Source organism: Phenylobacterium sp. Root1290, assembly GCF_001425305.1.
In the GTDB taxonomy this organism is placed as follows: domain Bacteria; phylum Pseudomonadota; class Alphaproteobacteria; order Caulobacterales; family Caulobacteraceae; genus Phenylobacterium.
This window is the reverse complement of record NZ_LMEE01000003.1, coordinates 80,483-94,780: the sequence shown is the minus strand read 5'-3', so window position 1 is coordinate 94,780 and position 14,298 is coordinate 80,483. Positions and strand designations below refer to the sequence as shown.

The following is a 14,298-nucleotide window of genomic DNA, read 5'->3' as shown; positions in this document are numbered from 1 at the left end:
GGCGGCCTTTGTCCTCGATTTCGACCATCCTCTTCCTGCTGCTGGCCGTCGTGGTCAGCGCGCCATTGGCGCGGCTGGTGCGGCTGCCCTTGCCGCTCGTGCAGATCGGGCTCGGCGCGATCATCGCCCTGTCCTTCATCCCGACGGTCGACCTGAAGCCGTCGATCTTCTTCCTGCTGTTCCTGCCCCCACTGCTGTTCCTGGACGGCTGGCGCATTCCAAAAGACGACCTGTTCCGCGACGGGGCGGTGATCCTGGAGCTGGCCCTGGGCCTGGTGGTGTTCACCGTCATCGGGGTCGGCTTCCTGATCCACTGGTTGATACCGGCCATGCCGCTGGCGGTCGCCTTCGCGCTCGCCGCGGTCCTGTCGCCGACGGACCCGATCGCGGTCTCGGCCATCGCCTCGCGCGCCCCGATCCCCAAGCGGCTGATGCACATCCTCGAAGGCGAGTCGTTGCTGAACGACGCCTCGGGCCTGGTCTGCATGCGCTTCGCCGTCGCCGCGGCGGTAACCGGGGCCTTCTCGCTGCAGGAGGCGGTCGGCTCGTTCCTGTGGGTCGCCCTTGGCGGCCTGGCCATCGGCACGGGCGTCACCTGGAGCGTCACCAAGCTCAAGACCTGGATCAGCGCCAAGCTTGGCGAAGACACCAGCGTCCAGATCCTCATCAGCCTGCTGATCCCGTTCGGCGCCTACCTGCTGGCCGAGCACTTCCATTGCTCGGGCATCCTGGCCGCCGTCGCCGCCGGGGTGACGATGAGCTTCACCGAGCAGAGCGGCCAGGTCCTGGCGGTCACGCGCGTGCGCCGCGCGGCGGTCTGGGACACCATCCAGTTCGCGCTCAACGGCGTCATCTTCGTGCTGCTGGGCGAGCAGATGCCCAGCATCATGGCCCGCGCCGCCGAGACCGTGCGCATCACCGGCCATCACGAGCCCTGGTGGCTGGCGGTCTATGTCCTGGCTATCACCGCCGCCCTCGCCGCACTTCGGTTCGTCTGGGCGTGGGTGTCGCTGAAGTGGAACATCGCCCGCGCCATCCGCCGCGGCGAACCGGCGCCACCGGTCAGCTGGCGGCTGATCGCCGCGACGTCGGTCGCCGGGGTGCGCGGCGCCATCACCCTGGCCGGCGTGCTGACCCTGCCCTTCGCGCTGGCCGACGGCACGCCGTTCCCGGCCCGCAACCTCGCGATCTTCCTGGCCGCCGGGGTGATCATCGTGTCGCTGGTCGCGGCCAGCATCGTCCTGCCCAGGCTGCTGAAGGACCTGGAGCTGCCGCCCGAGCCCTCGCACCAGAACGACATCGACAACGCCCGCGTCGAGGCGGCCCAGGCCGCGATCACCGCCATCGAGCAGGCGCAGCACGACATGGCCGAGGGCCGCGCCGACGCCGACCTCTACACGGACGCCTCGGCGCGGATCATGGAGCTCTATCGCCAGCGGATCGACAGCCGCCGGCAGGAGCCCGAGATTCTTGAACTCAACCGCAGGCAGGATCTGATCGAGCGCCAGCTTCGCCTGGCCGGCCTGCGCGCCGAGCGCGACGCCATCTATCGCCTGGCCCGCGCCCGCCGCCTGAACGACGAATCCGCCCGCAAGCTGGTGCGCGAGATCGACCTTCTGGAAGCGCGCTACGCCCCCTAAGCCAGCACCACGACCGAGTCCGACAGCTCATTGGGATTGTCGCCTTCGCGCGGCGGGAAGTGCTCGGCCAGGATCGCCCCGCACAGGCCGATAGCGTCCTCGAACCCATCGGCGGGCCGACCGGACTTCAAGCCCTCGATCAGCCGTTGCATGGCGCCTTCCCAGGCCCCGTCCTGCACCTTGGCGGCGATGCCGTCGTCGGCGATCAGTTCGGCCATGTGCTCGCGCGCCGAGACATAGATCAGCACCCCGGTCCGCTCGCGGGTCGCCTGCAGATTCTTGGCCAGGAACTGTTCGTGCGCGCGCCGGCGCACCCGCTCGCGCTTCAGGGCGCGCGGCGTCATGAACTGGCGCACCACCGGGATGGCGACCAGCATCGCGACCACCACGAACAGCGCGCCCTGTAGCAGGATCGCGCCGCTCAAGGCCGCCCGCGCCGCCGCTTCCGCCGCCGAGCTCATCTGCGCCGCCGACCAGCCGCCGCCGAAGTCGTCGGGCGCCGAGACATGGATGCCCGCCGCCAGCAGGGCCGCCGGCGCGGCCAGCGCGGCGATGGCCCCCCAGGCGATCGGCACCTCCAGATACTCCGAGGATTCCGGCGCCACGACGCAGTAGATCTCGCCCGTCGTCCCGGCTTCGGCCGCCTTGACGGCCGCCTCGATGCGGGCGCGGTCCGTTTCGCTCAGCATCCCTACCAACTCCCCGAGGCGCCGCCGCCGCCGCCAGACCCGCCGCCGCCGCTGAAACCGCCGCCTCCAAAGCCGCCGCCACCGCCGCCGCCCCAGCCGCCACGGCCTCCGCCGCCGCCGCCGCTGCCGAGGATCAACGGCAGCCACCACAGGCCGCCGCGCCGCCGGCGTCCGCCGAACACGCCGCTCAGCAGCCAGAAGATGATGAAGATGACGATGATCGTGCCGAACCCGACCCCGCCTTCGCTCTGCGGACGCTCCTCGGCCTGGGCGACCGCAGCTCGGGCCTCGTCTTCCGGCAGGGCCAGCTGCTGGATGATCGCGCGCGTCCCGTCGACAACGCCCTCCTCCAGCCGGCCCTCCTTGAAGGCCGGGAGGATCCGTTGGTTGATGATCAGGCTGGAAAGCGCGTCGGTCAGCACCGGCTCCAGGCCATAGCCGACCTCGATGCGCACCTTCCGCTCGGTCGGCGCGACGATCAGGATCGCGCCGTCGTTGCGCTCCTTGCTGCCGATGCCCCACGTGCGCAGCAGCTGATAGCCGTAGTCTTCGATCTCGTAGCCCTGCAGGTCAGGCAGGGTCGCCACGACCAGCTGGCGGCCGGTCTGGGTCTCCAGCGTCGCCAACTCCTGCGTCAGCTCAGCCTCAGTCTCCGGAGAGAGGACGTTGGCGTTGTCGACCACCCGCCCGGTCAGGGGCGGGAAGGTCGGCGCGGCGACCGCCGCCCCGACCCACGCAAACATGACCAGGACCGCGAGGCGCACCGCGCCCCACGGCCCCGTGCGCATCGTCATTGGGCGGGGGCCGGAACCGGGGCCGCCGGAGCCGTCGTCGCCGGCGCCATGTTCACCGGCGGCGCGGCCGGCGCGGTTCCGCCGAAGTTCACGCTAGGCGCGGTCTGCGCCGCGGCGCTGGCCGCGAAGGTCTGCATCGGCTTGGCCCAGCGATGGACCGTGCCGGCCCAGAGCGCGCCCGGGAAGGTGCGGATCTCGGTGTTGAAGTCCTGGACCGCCGCGTTGTAGTCGCGCCGCGCGATGGCGATGCGGTTCTCGGTGCCCTCCAGCTGGCTCTGCAGCGCCAGGAAGTTCTGGTTCGACTTCAGGTCAGGATAGCGCTCCTGGATCATCATCAGCCGGCCCAGCACGCCCGACAGCTGGTCCTGGGCCTGGGCGAATTTCTGGAACTGCGCCGGGTCGGTGATGGTCGAGGCGTCGACCTTGACCTGGGTGGCCGAGGCGCGGGCTTCGGTGACCTGGGTCAGCACCTCGCGCTCCTGGGTCGCATAGCCCTTCACGGTCTCCACCAGGTTGGGGATCAGATCGGCCCGTCGCTGGTACTGGTTCTGGACTTCGGCCCAGGCGGCCTTGGCCTTCTCGTCCTTGGTGGGGATGGTGTTCACCCCGCAGCCGGCGATCAGCATGGGCGCCAGCACGATCAGGGCTGCGCGCACGAAACGTTGGCGAATATTGGTCACGTGAGAGTGCTCCCAAGGCCGCCAAGTCCGAGCTTGGCGCGAACATCATTGGCCTGAGGCGCGCGGCTGCGCAATCTCCGCGCGATTACTGAGACGCGTTCGCCGATGCGGCGTTCGCAAGGCTTGGCCTGAGCTCGCGAAGCAGTGAAAGTCCGCGCGCAACAGACGGGAACCCACGCGTGACGAACGGCCAGCGATCCGGCCCCGAGCTGAACGGCGTCTTCTGGCGCGCGGTCCCGCTGTTCGCCGTCACCATCCTGGCGCTGAACACGGTCAACATGTTCACCGCCCTTCAGGATCGCCCGCAGACGCCGTGGATCTGCCCGGCGGTGGAGCAGTACACCAGCGCCGTCTGCGCCATCGCCTTCATGTGGATCGGCTGGGCCGCCTTTCGCATCGCCCCGCCCGACAGCCGGCCGCGCTGGCGGATGCTGGCGATCCAGATCGTGGGTCTGCTCGCCTTCGCGACCGCGCACATCGTCGGCTTCTATCTCCTGCGCGGCCTGATCTTCGGCTGGCTCGACATGCCCTTCGAATTCGACCTCGCCCAGCGCTTCGTCTACGAGCTGCGCAAGGACGCCATCGGCTACTTCATCGGCGTCGCCGCCTTCTGGGGCCTGGCCCGGCTCTACGGGACGCCGGCCCAAGAGGCCTCGCCGCCGAGCGCCACGCCCGCCACCTTCGACATCCGCGACGGCGCGCGCGTGATGCGCGTCCCCGCCGCCGACATCCTCGCCGCGTCCTCGGCCGGCAACTATGTCGAGTTCATGCTGGCCGACGGCCGCAAGCCGTTGATGCGCTCCTCGCTGACCGCACTCGAGGCCGAACTCGCGCCGCTGGGCTTCGTACGCACCCACAGGTCGTGGCTGGTGAACGCCGCCCGCGTCACCGAACTGCGGCCCGAGAAGTCCGGCGACTACGCCGTCCGCCTCGGCGATATCGAGGCGCCCTTGTCACGCCGCTTCCCCGACGCCCTGGCGCGCCTGCGGGCCGGCTAGACGCCGTCCTTGGCCCAGGCGCGCGCCGCCTCCAGATCCTTCAGGTCGAAGGTCCGCACCTCGACCGACAGAAAGGCCGCGAAGAACCGCGCCATCGGCCCCATCCAGCCATTGTCGGTGACCACCGCGCAGCGTCCGAAGGAATCCAGCCGAGCGAAGCTGTAGTTGAGGTCGCGCCACCACAGACTGGGCTCCATGCCCGCGAAGCTGCGCACCACCTCGACCGCATTGATCTTGTCGTGAGTCTTCAACAGCGCCTCGATGGCCGCGACCGCGGCCTCATAGCCGGCGCTGTCGACTGCGCCATCGACCGTCAGCTCGATATAGCCCGCGGCCTCGTCGATCTTGATGTCCAGCATGCCCAGCTCCTCTGCGGCGAGACTTAGGTCCCAGGCAAAGGCAACGCATTGAGCGCGATCAAGGGTGCGAAGGACCTATCCAGCGCCGCTTCATAAATCACTCAAGCCCCCGCCATCTCCCGCAGGTGCGCGCGCTCGTTCAGGGCCAGCACGTTCCGCTGGCCGCCGCGGGCGCACATGTAGCGGTGCACGCTGGTGTAGCCCGGCTCGAAGAACAGCCGCGGCGCCATGCCCAGGATGTGCGCCGTCCAGACATTGATGACGCCGCCATGGCAGAACACCGCCACCCGCTGGCCGGGATGGGCGGCGATCACCTCTTCCAGCGCGCCGACCACGGCGGCGCTGAACGCCTCGATGTCCATCGCGTGCTCGCCGCGGGCCAGGGCCAGCCAGGCCTCGTAGTTCTCGCGCTTCAGCACCTCCATCGGCACATAGGCGCCGGAGTCGCGGTCGAACTCGGCCACGCCCTCATGCTGGCTGATCTGATGGCCCAGGTGGTCGGCGAACGGCTGGGCGGTCTGGACCGCCCGGCGCATCGGGCTCGACCACACCGCGTCCGCGCCCTCGTGCGCCAGCCAGGCGGCGACCTTGCGCGACTGGTCGTGGCCTTCCGCCGACAGGTCGGGATCGGCGCTGTCGTCGCGGCGCACCGGCAGTCCGTGACGGATGAGGATCAGTTCCATGGCGTCGCTTCCCCTTCGCACCGGCTCGCCCGGCTTTGCAGCCGTTATCTCCGAGGTCGGCCAGCCGCGCCAGACCTGCCGCGCGCCCTTGGGGTCGCAGATATAATCCTGTATATACCGGATAATGCCGGCGCCCGACGACATGCTCTGGTTCTGCTTCGGACACCGCAGCCGCAAGGCGGCGCGGGCGGTGACGCGGGCGTTCAACCTCCGCCTCAAGACCTTCGGCCTGAATATCAGCCAGTACGTGCTGCTGGGCGTGATCGCGCGCGGCGAGCACCGCACCATCGCGGCGATGGCCGAGGAGGTCGGGGTCGAACCCTCCGCCCTGGTCCGCAACCTCAAGCTCCTGGAAGCCCGCGGCCTGGTCGCCGGCGAAGGCGGGCGCGGGCGCGGCGGACGACAACTTGCGATCACGTCCGCCGGGGCGGACCTGATCATGACGACCATACCGGCGTGGCGACAGGCGCAAGCCGACCTCGCCGAGTTGCTGGAAGGCGACGCGGACGAAACCCGTCAGGCCCTGGTGCGCTTGGAACGTGCGGCCCTGGCCCTTGAGAGAGCTGAAAGGTGAGTGAGATGCGTAGAATTGTCGTCACGGGTCTGGGCGTGGTTTCGCCCCTGGGAACCGGAACCGAAAGCGCCTGGTCGCGGCTGACCGCAGGACAGTCGGGCCTGCGCCGGCTGCCCGCCGAGCTCGCGCCCGACGTCCCGGCCCAGGTGGCCGGAAACGTCCAGTCCAAGGCGGACGACGCCGAGGCCGGCTTCGACCTCGACGCGGCGGTTCCCGGCAAGGACCAGAAGAAGATGGACCGGTTCATCCAGTTCGCCCTGGCCGCCTCCGACGAGGCGATCGCCCAGGCCGGCTGGACGCCGCAGAGCGAGGCGGAAAAGCACCGCACCGCGACCATCATCGCCACCGGCATCGGCGGCTTTCCCGCCATCGCCGAGGCCGTACGCATCACCGACGACCGCGGCGTTCGCCGCCTCTCGCCGTTCACCGTCCCCTCCTTCCTCGCCAACCTGGCGGCCGGCTGGGTGTCGATCCGATATGGCTACAAGGGTGCGCTCGGCGCGCCGGTCACCGCCTGCGCCGCCGGCGTCCAGGCCATCGGCGACGCCGCCCGGATGATCCGCGCCGGCGAGGCCGACATCGCCATCTGCGGCGGGGCCGAGGCCACGATCGACCGGGTCAGCCTGGGCGCCTTCGCCGCCGCCCGCGCGCTCGGTTCGGCCTTCAACGACGAGCCGACCAAGGCCTCGCGCCCGTTCGACTCCGCCCGCGACGGCTTCATCATGGGCGAAGGCGCCGGGATCCTGGTGATCGAGTCGCTCGACCACGCCCTGGCCCGCGGCGCCAAGCCGATCGCCGAACTGGTCGGCTACGGCACCAGCGCCGACGCCTATCACCTGACCGCCGGCCCCGAGGACGGCGACGGCGCGGCCCGCTCGATGCGCATGGCCCTGGCCCAGGCCGGCCTGGAGCCGTCGGCCATCGGCCACCTCAACGCCCACGCCACCTCGACCCCGGTCGGAGACAAGGGCGAACTGGCGGCGATCAAGGCGGTGTTCGGAACCGGCCACGGCCCGGCCATCAGCTCCACCAAGTCGGCGACGGGCCACCTGCTGGGCGCCGCCGGCGGCCTGGAGGCGATCTTCACCGTCCTGGCCCTGCGCGACCAGATCGTCCCGCCGACGCTCAATCTCGAGAATCCGGACGAGGACGCCGCCGGCCTCGACCTCGTGGCCCTGAAGTCCCGCCCGGCCAGCTTCGACTACGCGCTCTCCAACGGCTTCGGCTTCGGCGGCGTGAACGCCAGCGTGATCTTCAAGCGCTGGGACGGCTGACGCAGGGCGCGCCCTCAGGATGTATCCACATGGCCAGCCGCACCCCAGGGTGCGGCTGGCGTCGTTTTGACTGCCCAGCCTCCCCAATTTGGGGAACTCGACGACCGCCGTTCAGAAGTTGTTAGCTATCCCAGCGCGGGTATCGACCCTAGTTGTTCAGCTTAGCTTCTCAGGCGAGTAATGATCGAATTCAAGATAACCGGCGATCTTATCGCCGAAGACGCGATGCCAACGTCGTATTCCCGACGCTGCATGATCTGGATTTTACATGGCGTTACAATTCGCCGTCCGGGGCGTTTTGAATGACAATCATCAATTTTCCCACGCATAGCCTTCGCTCGCAGCATACGGCCGCCGAGAAGGCCCGAATTCTTATCGCGCTGGTCACCGGCATCCGGTCGCTCGGCGAACCGGCAACCGCCGACGAGCTGGTCGAGTTCACCCGCGGCCGCATCACCGGCATGGACAGCGTCCGGCTGAAGGCGGGGATAGACGCCCTGCTGCGCGAATACGCCGAACCAGCCCCGGCCGAGCCGTTCGCCCACGCCCCGTTCCGCCGCGTGCTTCTGGGCCGCACCGAGGCCTGGGCCTTCAGCAAGCCGTTCCGCACTGAACTCGCCAACAGCGGGCTCGAAGTCCGCCTGCGGCCGATTCCCGACGCCTGACTCCAGTGCAGGAAGCCAACAACATGTTCCTGGCGCGGCTGGGGGGCAGCTTCGTCCTTCGGACTCTCGCCAATCTCAGCGAGGTGTTCGAAGGCGACATGATGCTCGGCGTCGTGTTCATCGCCATCGGCCAGGCGACCGTCAGCCACCTGTCGGTGGAGCGGCATCTGGGCGAGTTCGACGCCCAGGGCATTGCCCCCGACGACCTGCGGCGGGCGGTAAGCGCGCTATCGATCTCCGCGTCCCTGAACATCCCGCGCGAGACGGCCCGGCGCTATGTCAGCCGGCTCGTCGACCTCGGCTACTGCCAGCGCGTGCGAGGCCGGCGGGTGATCATTCCCGGCGACGTCTACCGGCGCCCCGATGTCCAGCGCGCCCTGCACAGCAATCGGCGTGATCTGCAGATGGTGATCTCCGCCATCCGCCGCGCCGACCTATTAAAGGACGAACCCGCCGACGACGCCGACTGAGGGGGCTCAGCGCCGCTTGGCTGCGCTGGCGTCACGGACCGGCTTGAACTCCGAGCCGTCCTTCCAGTTGGGCCAGGCGCCGCCGGCGGCCAGTTCCTTGCCGATCTCGTAGAACAGCGCCACGTCCTGGGCCGCGCCGCGCAGGTCCCAATCGGCGGACCAGGCGTCCCCGGTCGTGTGATAGGCCTTGGCCGTGTATTCGGTCACCCAGCGGTCGCCGGCCTCACGGCCCCCGTTCACCAGGTCGGCGCCGCCGCCCAGCCCCATCAGCAGCAGCACCGGCACGCCCTTGCGGGCCAGTGAGAAGTGGTCGGCGCGATAGAACAGCGCCCGTTCGGGATGGGCGTCCGGCGTCACCGTCCGCCCCTGGGCGGCGGCGGCCTTGGCCAGCATGTCCTCCAGCGCGTTCTGCCCGGCTCCGATCAGCACCACGTCCTTGGCCAGGCCGTTCGGCTGCAGCACGTCCATGGTCAGGTTCGCCGCCATGGTTTCCAGCGGCACGGTCGGGTTGACGCCGTAGTACTCAGAGCCCAGCAGCCCGCGCTCCTCGGCCGTCCAGGCGGCGAACACCAGGGTGCGGGCCGGCGCCGGACCGGCCTTGAAGGCCCGCGCGATCTCCATGGTCCCGGCCACGCCGATGGCGTCGTCAAGGGCCCCGGGGCGGACCGTGCGGCCCTGGGCGTCCGGCGCGCCCACGCCATAGGCGTCCCAGTGCGCGGCGAACATCACGCTCTCATTGGGCAGCTTGGCGCCGGTGATCTTGCCGATGACGTTGCGGCTGACGATCTGGTCGTGCGTCAGGCCGTAGCTCGCGGAGAAGCTGGCCCCGGCCAGCGGCACGGGCCGGAAGTCCGCGCGCCGCGCCTTGATCTTCAGCGCGTCGAAATCCTGGCCGGCGGCGGCCAGCAGCTCGCGCCCCGCCTCGCCGCTCAGCCAGCCCTGCAGCAGCACCTTCTCCTTGGCCGGGTCGGCGCGCACAATGTCAAAGCCCTCGCCGTTCGAGGCCTGCACCGTCGACCAGCCATAGCCGGCGCCCGGCGCCTCATGGATGATCAGCGCCCCGATCGCCCCGCGCCGCGCGGCTTCCTCGAACTTGTAGGTCCAGCGCGCATAGTAGGTGGCCGCCTGACCGCCGAACTTGCCGGCGACCGGCTCGCCGGTCTGCGCCTCGAAATCCGGATCATTAATCAGGAAGACCGCGACCTTGCCGGTCAGGTCGACGCCCTTGAAGTCGTCCCAGCCGCGCTCGGGGGCAGTGACGCCATAGCCGACGAAGACCAGCGGCGCCTTCTCGATGGCCACCTTGTCCACAGGCCGCAGGGTCGTGGCCGTGACATCGGCGTTGCGGACCAGGACCCGGCGCTTGCCGTTCAGGTCGAGCGCGAAGCTCTCCGTCCCGTCCTTCAGCGCGGTGTGCAGCAGCGGCACTTCCTGGGTGTAGGCGCCGGCGTCTCCGGCCGGCTCCAGGCCCAGGGCTTTGAATTCCTTCACCAGGTACTCGATGGTCTTCGCCTCGCCCGGCGTCCCGGGCGAGCGGCCCTGGAACTCGTCGGAGGCCAGCACCTTGGTGATCGACGACAGCCGCGCCGGATCGATCGGCTCCTGGGCCAACGCGCTCGTGGCGAGCAGCGACAGGGCGAGCGAAAGCGCGGCGGTGCGGATCATGGGGACTCCTGGAACTTGAGCGCCCGAACCTACAGCAGGCTGCTCCCGCCGCCAAAGCGGCCTACCCATAAAGGCTCCTCTCCCCTCAAGCGGGGAGAGGAGTTCCTGGCGGTCAGGTCCGCGTCGCGAACTCCGCGTCGCCCGTTGTCGCCACCACCTGGTCGTCGAACGAGGCGTGCGCCGAGGTGTAGAGGTGCGAATAAAGCCCGCCGGTCGCCATCAGCTCGTCGTGGTTCCCCTGCTCCAGGATGCGGCCCTGCTGCAGCACCACGATCCGGTCGGCGTCGCGGATGGTCGCCAGCCGGTGGGCGATGACGATGCAGGTCCGGCCAGCGAACAGCACCTTCAGAGCCTTCTGGATCGCCTGCTCGGTGAAGCTGTCGATGTTGGCCGTGGCCTCGTCGAGGATCAGGATCTGCGGATCGGCGACCAGCGCGCGGGCGAACGAGATCAGCTGCCGTTGGCCCATCGAGATGTTGCGCCCGCGCTGGCCCAGCTTGGTCTGATAGCCGTCCGGCAGCTTCATGATGAAGTCGTGCGCCGCCACCGCCTTGGCCGCCGCGACCACGTCCTCGAAGCTTGCGCCCGCCGTGTTGTAGCGGATGTTGTCCTCGATGGTGCCGGTGAACAGGAACGGCTCCTGCAGCACCATGCCGATGGTCTTGCCGAGGCTGTCGAGCGTCACGTCGCGCACGTCCTGGCCGCCGACCAGCACCTGGCCCTGATCGACCTCATAGAACCGGTGCGTCAGGGCGATGATCGACGTCTTGCCCGAGCCCGTCGGCCCGACCAGGGCCACCACCTCGCGCGGGTTCACCTTCAGGCTGATGTCGTGCAGCACCGGCCGCGCCGGATCGTAGCCGAAGGTGACGTTCTTGAACTCCACCGTCGCCGGCGCGTCGCTGAGCGGCTGGGCGTCGGGCGCGTCCTGGATGGCGACCTTCACGTCCAGCACCTCGAAGATGCGGTGCGCCGCCGCCATCGCCCGCTGCATGATCGTGTACTGCATCGACAGCATGCGGACCGGGTCGAAGAACCGCTGCACATAGAAGATGAAGGCGACCATCACGCCCACCTCCAGCCGCCCGCCCAGCACCGCGTTGCCGCCGACCACGATGACGATGGCCATGGCCAGGCCGGTCAGCACGTCGACCGTCGGCACCATGATCTGGGTCATCCAGGACGCCCGCGCCTGGGCCTCGAAGTTGTCGTAGGCCTTGTCCTTGTAGAGGTCGAAGTTCACCGCCTCGCGGCGGGTCTCCTGGATGGTGCGCACGCCGTTGATGTTCTCGGCCAGCGCTGAGTTGGCGGTCGAGGAGGCGTCGCGCGCCTCCCGGAAGCTGCTCTTGGAGAACGGCAGCCACACCGCCCGCACCGCGATCAGGATCGGCAGCACGGTCAGGGTCAGCAATCCCAGCTGCCAGTCCATGCTGATCAGGACCGCGGCGATGCCGATCAGCATGGCGAAGTCGCCGACCGCGCCGGTCGAGCTCTCCAGGAACTCCTGCAGCGCGTTCACGTCGCCCTGCAGCCGCGACATGATCCGCCCGACGTGGGTCTTGTCCATGAACGACAGCGAGACGTCCTGGAAGTGGTCGAACATCTTGCGGCGGATGTCGAAGATCACCCGCTGGGCCAGCCGCGCCGACAGCCACTGCTCGATGAAGAACGCCGTCGAATAGATCGCCACCAGTCCGGCGAAGGCGATCAGGGTCTGGTCCAGCAGCGCCCCGTCGCGGGCCACCGCCGCGTTGACCGCCCGCCCGATCAGGGCCGGGATCGCCACCACCGAGGCGGCCGAGATCAGCACCGCGACGACCGCCCCCAGGAAGGCGCGGCGATAGGGGCGCATGATCGCCAGGAAGCGCTTGGCCACCCCCGTGTCGAAGGTTCCGAAGATGTCCTCGCCCTCGGACGATCCGAGCGAGGCGCGAGGTTTCTTGACCTGTTCCTGCGTCATGCCGCGTCCTCGTCCAGCACGGCCTCGGCGTCCGACCGCGTCTGCAGCTCGTAGAGATCGGCGTAGACGCCGCCGGCCTTGATCAGTTCGGCGTGGGTCCCGCGCTCGGCGACCACGCCGTCGTCCAGCACGACGATGTGGTCGGCGTGCATGAGCGACGACAGCCGGTGGGCGATGATGATGGTGGCCTTGGTCGCAGTGGCCGCGGCCAAGGCGTCGCGCACCCGCCGCTCGGTCACCGCATCGATGGCCGCGGTCGAGTCGTCGAAGATCATCACCCCGGGACCTGGCACCACGCCGCGCGCGATGGACAGCCGCTGGCGCTGGCCGCCCGACAGCGCCACGCCGCGCTCGCCCACCCGCGTCTCATAGGTGTCGGGCAGGCCGGCGATGTGGTCGTGGATCTGGGCGGTGCGCGCCGCGCCCTCGATCCGCTCGTCGTCGGCCCAGGGGTCGGCATAGGCCACGTTGTGGCCGATCGAAGCGTCGAACAGGAACGACTCCTGCTGCACCAGCCCGACATACTCGCGCAGCGACGCCAGCGTCACGTCGCGGATGTCCTGGCCGTCGATGGTGATCGTCCCGCCGGTCACGTCGTAGAAGCGCGGGATCAGGTTGGCTATGGTCGACTTGCCGCTGCCCGGCGGACCGACGACGCCGAGGGTCTGGCCGGCGCGCACCTCGAAGCTGACGCCGCGCAGGATCTGCTTGCCGTCAGGATCGTAGGCGAAGTCGACGTTCTCGAAGCGCAGCGTGCCGGCGCTGGGCGCCAGCGCCTTGGCCCCTGGCGCGTCGGCGATGTCCGGCTCCAGGTCCAGCACCTCGAACAGGCGAGCCCCCGAGGAGGTCGCCCGCGCGGCGGCGTTGAAGATCATCGCGATCTGCCGGATCGGCGTCTGCAGCAGCGTCATGTAGGTCAGGAACTCGGTGAGCTTGCCCACCGTCATCGCGCCGCCCGCGACCTTGTGGCCGCCGTACCAGAGCAGCAGCCCCATCGAGCCGTAGAACGACACGGTCATCACCGCCACGGCCCGAAACCGCAGCGTGATCCGCTTGTAGGAGAAGTCGAGCGCGTCCTTGGAGGCGGCGTCGAACTTGCCCATCTCGAAGCGCTTGCCGGCGAAGGCCCGCACCACGCGGATGCCCTGGAGGTTCTCCTCCATGGTCAGGGTCAGCACCGCCATCAGTTCCTGCACCCGCAGCCAGGTGACCCGCAGCAGGAAACCCATCCGTCCCAGCGCGAACCCGGCGATCGGCACGAAGGCCAGGCCGATCAGGCCCATGACCAGGTCCGTGGTCAGCATCATGTACGAGGCGAAGCCGAGCAGCAGGACCAGCGAGACCAGCTGCATCACGCCGCTCTGGATGAAGACCCGCGCCCCCTCCAGATCCAGCATCCCCCGGGTGACCAGGTCGCCGGAGTGGATGCGGTCGTGGAAGCCGAAGCTCAGCCGCTGCAACTGCTGGAAGTATTTCAGGCGCAGGTCGTAGCCGACCCGCTGGCTGACGTATTCCGACTGGTATCCGGTCATCATGGTCAGCACGCCGCGGATCACCGTGGCCGCGATCACGAGCAGCGCCGTGGTCCATAGCGCGGCCTGCGCCTCGGCCGCGTGCGCAGCGCCGGTGGTCAGCAATGCGCCGGCCTGGTCGACCCCCTGGCCGAACAGCTTGGGAAGGGTGAGGCTGGCCACCGCCGCCCCGAGAGAGCAGGCGACCGCGATGGCCATTCGCCCCGGATAGCGCAGCGACAGCGCCGTAATTCTCTGCAGCACGCGCGGCATTTTACTGACGTCCACGCGCGCAGCGGTGGAGTCAGAGCTGCGCGCACCCCGCTGGGAGGGGTG

14 protein-coding genes are annotated in these 14,298 nt (G+C 69.3%); 6 read left to right on the top strand and 8 right to left on the bottom strand.

The genetic code is table 11. The features are described from left to right. Nucleotides 1–8: 8 nt before the first annotated feature. On the top strand, nucleotides 9–1,640 hold the full coding sequence (locus ASC79_RS15205; protein WP_056022758.1) for a Na+/H+ antiporter: 1,632 nt from the start codon (nucleotides 9–11) through the stop codon (nucleotides 1,638–1,640). Here ASC79_RS15205 and ASC79_RS15200 read toward each other — a convergent pair. Genes ASC79_RS15200 through ASC79_RS15190 form a run of 3 tightly spaced genes read right to left on the bottom strand, consistent with a single transcriptional unit; the run spans nucleotide 1,637 to nucleotide 3,749 of the window. Then, nucleotides 1,637–2,329: a TPM domain-containing protein gene (locus ASC79_RS15200; RefSeq protein WP_056022763.1), complete on the bottom strand. Its 693-nt coding sequence runs from the start codon at nucleotides 2,327–2,329 to the stop codon at nucleotides 1,637–1,639. The genes ASC79_RS15205 and ASC79_RS15200 overlap by 4 nt on opposite strands. A 2-nt stretch (nucleotides 2,330–2,331) precedes the next feature. Beyond that, entirely contained in the window at nucleotides 2,332–3,123 is a 792-nt protein-coding gene (locus tag ASC79_RS15195) for a YgcG family protein (protein ID WP_056022766.1), read from the bottom strand. After that, nucleotides 3,120–3,749 carry a LemA family protein gene (locus tag ASC79_RS15190; protein WP_082532221.1) on the bottom strand — a complete coding sequence of 210 codons (630 nt, stop codon included), beginning with the start codon at nucleotides 3,747–3,749 and terminating at the stop codon, nucleotides 3,120–3,122. Before ASC79_RS15190 ends, ASC79_RS15195 begins: the two co-directional genes overlap by 4 nt. Nucleotides 3,750–3,982: 233 nt before the next feature. Between ASC79_RS15190 and ASC79_RS15185 the strand changes: the two genes are divergently transcribed. Then, on the top strand, nucleotides 3,983–4,801 hold the full coding sequence (locus ASC79_RS15185; protein ID WP_056022772.1) for a LytTR family DNA-binding domain-containing protein: 819 nt from the start codon (nucleotides 3,983–3,985) through the stop codon (nucleotides 4,799–4,801). On the opposite strand, the gene ASC79_RS15180 is transcribed toward ASC79_RS15185, so the two are convergent. Next, on the bottom strand, nucleotides 4,798–5,160 hold the full coding sequence (locus ASC79_RS15180; RefSeq protein WP_056022777.1) for an STAS/SEC14 domain-containing protein: 363 nt from the start codon (nucleotides 5,158–5,160) through the stop codon (nucleotides 4,798–4,800). The genes ASC79_RS15185 and ASC79_RS15180 overlap by 4 nt on opposite strands. A 101-nt stretch (nucleotides 5,161–5,261) precedes the next feature. Further along, nucleotides 5,262–5,843, bottom strand: coding sequence for a histidine phosphatase family protein (locus ASC79_RS15175; RefSeq protein WP_056022780.1), 582 nt, complete (start codon nucleotides 5,841–5,843; stop codon nucleotides 5,262–5,264). Nucleotides 5,844–5,967: 124 nt separating this feature from the next. Here ASC79_RS15175 and ASC79_RS15170 point away from each other — a divergent pair, with 124 nt between their 5' ends. The 4 genes from ASC79_RS15170 (at nucleotide 5,968) to ASC79_RS15155 (ending at nucleotide 8,826) form a co-directional block, all read left to right on the top strand. Then, entirely contained in the window at nucleotides 5,968–6,417 is a 450-nt protein-coding gene (locus tag ASC79_RS15170) for a MarR family winged helix-turn-helix transcriptional regulator (protein WP_056022783.1), read from the top strand. A 5-nt stretch (nucleotides 6,418–6,422) separates the two neighbouring features. Further along, a complete protein-coding gene (gene fabF, locus ASC79_RS15165) occupies nucleotides 6,423–7,691 on the top strand; it encodes a beta-ketoacyl-ACP synthase II (RefSeq protein WP_056022786.1) in 1,269 nt (422 codons plus the stop codon). A 302-nt stretch (nucleotides 7,692–7,993) separates the two neighbouring features. Further along, nucleotides 7,994–8,356, top strand: coding sequence for a hypothetical protein (locus tag ASC79_RS15160; RefSeq protein ID WP_056022788.1), 363 nt, complete (start codon nucleotides 7,994–7,996; stop codon nucleotides 8,354–8,356). Between the two features lie 23 nt (nucleotides 8,357–8,379). Beyond that, nucleotides 8,380–8,826, top strand: a complete 447-nt coding sequence (locus ASC79_RS15155) for a hypothetical protein (protein WP_156378398.1) — start codon at nucleotides 8,380–8,382, stop codon at nucleotides 8,824–8,826. 6 nt (nucleotides 8,827–8,832) lie between these two features. Here the strand turns inward: ASC79_RS15155 and ASC79_RS15150 are convergent, their stop codons facing one another. The 3 genes from ASC79_RS15150 to ASC79_RS15140 all read right to left on the bottom strand — a co-directional run bounded on the left by ASC79_RS15150 (nucleotide 8,833) and on the right by ASC79_RS15140 (nucleotide 14,226). Next, a complete protein-coding gene (locus ASC79_RS15150) occupies nucleotides 8,833–10,491 on the bottom strand; it encodes a M28 family metallopeptidase (RefSeq protein WP_056022794.1) in 1,659 nt (552 codons plus the stop codon). Nucleotides 10,492–10,603: 112 nt separating this feature from the next. Continuing rightward, a complete protein-coding gene (locus ASC79_RS15145; RefSeq protein WP_056022797.1) occupies nucleotides 10,604–12,451 on the bottom strand; it encodes an ABC transporter ATP-binding protein in 1,848 nt (615 codons plus the stop codon). Further along, complete coding sequence (locus ASC79_RS15140; RefSeq protein WP_200937208.1) at nucleotides 12,448–14,226, bottom strand: ABC transporter ATP-binding protein; 1,779 nt, start codon at nucleotides 14,224–14,226, stop codon at nucleotides 12,448–12,450. Before ASC79_RS15140 ends, ASC79_RS15145 begins: the two co-directional genes overlap by 4 nt. Nucleotides 14,227–14,298: the final 72 nt, after the last annotated feature.

What these genes read in the sequence shown, in the direction of transcription:
- ASC79_RS15200 (WP_056022763.1), bottom strand. Translation starts at nt 2,329, where the DNA reads ATGCTGAGCGAAACGGACCGCGCCCGCATCGAGGCGGCCGTCAAGGCG.
- ASC79_RS15195 (WP_056022766.1), bottom strand. Translation starts at nt 3,123, where the DNA reads ATGACGATGCGCACGGGGCCGTGGGGCGCGGTGCGCCTCGCGGTCCTG.
- ASC79_RS15190 (WP_082532221.1), bottom strand. Translation starts at nt 3,749, where the DNA reads ATGCTGATCGCCGGCTGCGGGGTGAACACCATCCCCACCAAGGACGAG.
- ASC79_RS15180 (WP_056022777.1), bottom strand. Translation starts at nt 5,160, where the DNA reads ATGCTGGACATCAAGATCGACGAGGCCGCGGGCTATATCGAGCTGACG.
- ASC79_RS15175 (WP_056022780.1), bottom strand. Translation starts at nt 5,843, where the DNA reads ATGGAACTGATCCTCATCCGTCACGGACTGCCGGTGCGCCGCGACGAC.
- ASC79_RS15170 (WP_056022783.1), top strand. Translation starts at nt 5,968, where the DNA reads ATGCCGGCGCCCGACGACATGCTCTGGTTCTGCTTCGGACACCGCAGC.
- fabF (WP_056022786.1), top strand. Translation starts at nt 6,423, where the DNA reads ATGCGTAGAATTGTCGTCACGGGTCTGGGCGTGGTTTCGCCCCTGGGA.
- ASC79_RS15160 (WP_056022788.1), top strand. Translation starts at nt 7,994, where the DNA reads ATGACAATCATCAATTTTCCCACGCATAGCCTTCGCTCGCAGCATACG.
- ASC79_RS15155 (WP_156378398.1), top strand. Translation starts at nt 8,380, where the DNA reads ATGTTCCTGGCGCGGCTGGGGGGCAGCTTCGTCCTTCGGACTCTCGCC.
- ASC79_RS15150 (WP_056022794.1), bottom strand. Translation starts at nt 10,491, where the DNA reads ATGATCCGCACCGCCGCGCTTTCGCTCGCCCTGTCGCTGCTCGCCACG.
- ASC79_RS15145 (WP_056022797.1), bottom strand. Translation starts at nt 12,451, where the DNA reads ATGACGCAGGAACAGGTCAAGAAACCTCGCGCCTCGCTCGGATCGTCC.